This window comes from Sphingomonas elodea ATCC 31461 (assembly GCF_000226955.1).
Lineage (GTDB): Bacteria > Pseudomonadota > Alphaproteobacteria > Sphingomonadales > Sphingomonadaceae > Sphingomonas > Sphingomonas elodea.
In genome coordinates, this window is record NZ_AGFU01000103.1 from 1 (window position 1) to 3,901 (window position 3,901).

A 3,901-nucleotide genomic window follows, 5' to 3' on the forward strand; every position below is an offset into this window, starting at 1 on the left:
CCGCCGGTGCCGCCTGCGGTTCCGGAGCCTTCGGGTTGGGCGATGATGATTGCCTCCATGTTCCTCGTCGGTGGCGTGATGCGCTACCGCAACCGGAGCAAAGTCACCGAATAATGGCGGGGCGTCGTCCGATCGGCATGTGGGTCTCGATCGCGGCGACGCTGACGCTCGCGGGTGTTGTGGGCGCGCCGCTCTTGATGAATCGCGCGCCCCGCGCCGAGCCTCGGCCGTTTGCCGTGGTGCCCAGCCCCACGCCGAAGGATCGGATCCGTTTTCCGAACGATCAGCCGCAGCAACTGCAGATGGGCGACGGCAGCACGCGCGTGGTGCACAGCCTGTTGCAGCCCCCGGAGCGCATGCGCTTCGGCGACTATCTGTGGAACGAGCGTGACGTGCCGCCGGGTCCGATCTGGATGCGGGTCGATCTGTCGCGGCAAATCATCTCGGTGTTCCGCGGCGAGGACGAGATCGGCACCAGCGTGATCCTGTACGGCCAGGACGCGACGCCCACACCGATCGGCAACTTCCCCGTTCGCGGGGTGGCGCGAAACCACCGCTCGAACAACTATGATGCCGAGATGCCCTACACGCTGTGGCTCACCAAGGACGGTGTCGCCATCCACGGCAGCGACGTGCGCCAGGGCCTGGCCACCCATGGCTGCATCGGTGTCCCGCTGGCCTTCGCCCAGCGGCTATTTGCCGTGGTGCGGACTGGAGACCTGGTAACCGTCGTCCGCTGATTGCGCAGCGTCGGCCGCCCAGCAGACGGGACGCTGATCCGCCGCCCAGCCGCAAGGCGGGCCATATGGCCCTCGGCCTCCGAAGCGCCCCTCCTCCCGGCGAGCCATGCCCGCCGGCCGGTCAGGGCTGCCGCGGGGTCGCGCTGGCGGGCACGTCGTTCTGCGCCAGGGCCTCGTAGCGCGAGGCGCCGTTGCGCGTACGGCTCACGTCGATCACGCACATATGGCCATAACGGCTATGGCTGCCGCACCCCACCCCGGCATAGCGGAGCTCGCGATTGAACAGCAGCTTGCGATGGCCGCGATCGGGCACGCCGTCATCGACCACCAGTTGCCGGATCACGTCCTCGGCATCGGCATAGCCATAGGAGATGTCCTCGCCGACCAGACGCCCTCCGCCGCGGCGCTGGACGCGATCGCCCGGGGTGGCGCCGTCGGGCGAAAAATGGCCGCGGGTGCCAAGCGAGCCCTGCACGACGACATGCTCGCGCGCGGCAAGATCGAGCAGTTCGCCGCGGCTGAGCGGCGGCAGCGGGGTCTGCTCCTCCAGATAGGCGATCGCCTCGTCCACCGCCTCCACGCCTTCCTGGGTGACCATCCCGCGTCCCTTGCCGGGCAGGTACAGCGTCTTGCCGACGAAATGCGGCCGCAGGCCGCGCAGCCGCTCGGCATAGGCGACAGGATCCTGCCGAACGTGATTGATCCTGTCGAGTACCTGCGCCTCCAGATCAGGAACATCACTATTGGCACTAAGCAATACTGCAGTTCCTGTAGCAACCAGGAAAATCAGGCAACGGAACCCGGACACGATAAACTCCACCGATGCCAGCCGCAAAACGGCCGAACCAATGGAGTCGTTTCTGTCATGTCCAGCGTAATATACGGTGGACGGACGTAGTTATTGGAATCGGTTAAGACGATATTAGGGATGTTTTCTGGCGGGCGGAGAGTATCGGCCCGTGGGCGTCCATACCTCTGGCTTGCCCCTCTTCCCGCCCCCGGCACGACATGGCAGAGCGGGCCCCATGGCCGCCCTTGCCCTGTCCCCGCTCGAGCCGCGTCACCTTCCCCAGGCGCTTGCGCTGCAGGCGCAGGTCTATCCCGCCTTCCTCGTCGAGCCGCGGCAGGCCTTTGCCAGTCGCCTGCATGTCGCCGCGCCCTATTGCCTCGCGGCGGAGCGGGATCAGCTACTGGTCGCCTATCTGCTCGCCCATGGCTGGCCGTCCGAGGCACCGCCGGACGTCGGCTCGGTACTGGATCCCGACATGCGCGGCGACGCGCTGTTCCTGCACGACCTGGCGGTATCGCCCGCCGCCCGTGGCACCGGTGCCGGGCGGGCGCTGGTGGAGCACGCCCTGGCCCGCGCGGCTGCCGACGGCCTGCGGCGCGCGGAGCTGATCGCGGTGGAGGGCGCCGCCGACTTCTGGTCGCGCATGGGCTTCACAGCCGACCCGCCCGCCCCCGCGCTGGCAGCGAAGGTCGCCGCCTACGGACCCCGCGCGCGGTGGATGACGCGGATGCTCTGATCGGGTGGATTCGGCTCGGGTGTACCGCTACACCAAGGCACCATCCTCTAGTCAGGGAACCCCATCATTGCGCCACCGCACGCTGATCGCCGCTTCGCTCGCCGCGCTGCTTCTCGCCCCGCAAGCGCCTGCGCAGGACAAGAAGGCCGACGCCGCCGAGAAGGACGACGCCAAGGCCGAAGGCAAGTCGGACAAGGGGGAATGGCCGCCGCTGCCCGCGGACAAGACGATCGCCCAGACGGCGGTGATCGGCGGCAAGCCGATCCGCTATCAGGCCACCGTGGGCAAGCTGCCGGTCTATGACGGCAAGGGGAAGAAGATCGGCGAGGTGGTCTACACCGCCTATGTCGTCCCCGGCGGCGGCGCGCAGCGGCCGGTGACCTTCGCCTTCAACGGCGGGCCCGGCGCCTCCTCGGTCTATCTCAACCTGGGCGCGGTGGGGCCAAAGCGGGTGCAGTTCGGCGACAAGGGCGATGCCCCTTCCGACGCGCCGCTGCTGGTCGACAATCCGGCGAGCTGGCTGGACATGACCGATCTGGTGTTCATCGATCCGATCGGCACCGGCTTCAGCCGAAGCCTGGTCGACGAGGACGCGACCAAGAAGGCCTTCTACGCCACCGAGCCGGACGTGAAGTACCTCTCGCGCATCGTCTATGACTGGCTGGTCAAGAACGAGCGGCTGCGTTCGGCCAAGTTCGTGATGGGCGAAAGCTATGGCGGCTATCGCGCGCCGCGCATCGCCTATGAGCTGCAGACCCAACTCGGCGTGGGCGTAAACGGGATCGTGATGGTCTCGCCCTATCTCGATCCGGCCGCGACCTCGGGCTCGGACGCGCTGTCGCCGCTCCCCTGGATGATCAACCTGCCGTCGATGGCGGCCGGGCATCTGGAGCGCCAGGGCAAGCTCACCCCCCAGGCGATGGCGCAGGTGGAAGCCTATACCCGCGGCGCCTTCGCGACCGATCTGCTCGCCGGGCGATCGGATCCGCAGGCCACCGCGCGGCTGAGCGCCAGGGTTACCGAGTTGACCGGCCTCGATCCGAAGCTGGTGTCGCGGCTCGACGGGCGCGTGGATGAAGGCACCTATCTGCGCGAAGTCCACCGTGACGACGGCAAGGTCGGCAGCGTCTACGATTCCAACGTCGACGCCTTCGATCCCTTCCCCAACTCGGCCGAACGCAAGTCCGGCGACCCGATCCTGGAAGGCATCATCGCGCCGACGACCAGCGCCATGGTCGACTTCATCACCCGCGAGGTCGGCTGGAAGACCAATGCGCGCTACAATGCGCTGTCCTATGCGGTGAACATGGCCTGGGACCGCGGCACGCCCGACGACGCGCCGGTGAGCGACCTGCGCAAGGCAGTGGCCAACGATCCCAAGATGGGCGTGCTGATCGTGCACGGCTATAACGACCTGTCCTGCCCCTATTTCGGGTCGCGACTGATCGTCGACCAGATGCCGCGCTACGGTGTGGAGCAGCGGGTGAAACTGGGCGTCTATCCCGGCGGGCACATGTTCTATTCGCGCAAGGCCAGTGCGGAGGCGTTCAAGGCCGATGCACGGGCGCTGTACGTGCGGTGAAGCAGGTGGAATAAGCCCCTCCCCTTCAGGCGCATCAGGTCGGCGCTGCCCCC

5 protein-coding genes are annotated in these 3,901 nt (G+C 67.5%); 4 read left to right on the forward strand and 1 reads right to left on the reverse strand.

The genetic code is table 11. From position 1 onward, the window contains the following. Window positions 1-6 precede the first annotated feature (6 nt). Complete coding sequence (locus tag KK7_RS23840; protein ID WP_420186429.1) at window positions 7-114, forward strand: PEPxxWA-CTERM sorting domain-containing protein; 108 nt, start codon at window positions 7-9, stop codon at window positions 112-114. Then, on the forward strand, window positions 114-740 hold the full coding sequence (locus KK7_RS22125) for a L,D-transpeptidase family protein (RefSeq protein ID WP_010546219.1): 627 nt from the start codon (window positions 114-116) through the stop codon (window positions 738-740). Before KK7_RS23840 ends, KK7_RS22125 begins: the two co-directional genes overlap by 1 nt. 121 nt (window positions 741-861) lie before the next feature. On the opposite strand, the gene KK7_RS0118985 is transcribed toward KK7_RS22125, so the two are convergent. Continuing rightward, window positions 862-1,497: a CAP domain-containing protein gene (locus KK7_RS0118985; protein ID WP_010546220.1), complete on the reverse strand. Its 636-nt coding sequence runs from the start codon at window positions 1,495-1,497 to the stop codon at window positions 862-864. 268 nt (window positions 1,498-1,765) lie between these two features. Between KK7_RS0118985 and KK7_RS0118990 the strand changes: the two genes are divergently transcribed. Beyond that, window positions 1,766-2,266: a GNAT family N-acetyltransferase gene (locus KK7_RS0118990; RefSeq protein ID WP_010546221.1), complete on the forward strand. Its 501-nt coding sequence runs from the start codon at window positions 1,766-1,768 to the stop codon at window positions 2,264-2,266. A 67-nt stretch (window positions 2,267-2,333) separates the two neighbouring features. Then, window positions 2,334-3,848 carry a S10 family peptidase gene (locus tag KK7_RS0118995; protein WP_010546222.1) on the forward strand — a complete coding sequence of 505 codons (1,515 nt, stop codon included), beginning with the start codon at window positions 2,334-2,336 and terminating at the stop codon, window positions 3,846-3,848. Window positions 3,849-3,901 lie beyond the last annotated feature (53 nt).

Excerpts from the sequence above, each read along its gene's own strand:
- KK7_RS22125 (WP_010546219.1), top strand. The coding sequence starts at position 114 with ATGGCGGGGCGTCGTCCGATCGGCATGTGGGTCTCGATCGCGGCGACG.
- KK7_RS0118990 (WP_010546221.1), top strand. The coding sequence starts at position 1,766 with ATGGCCGCCCTTGCCCTGTCCCCGCTCGAGCCGCGTCACCTTCCCCAG.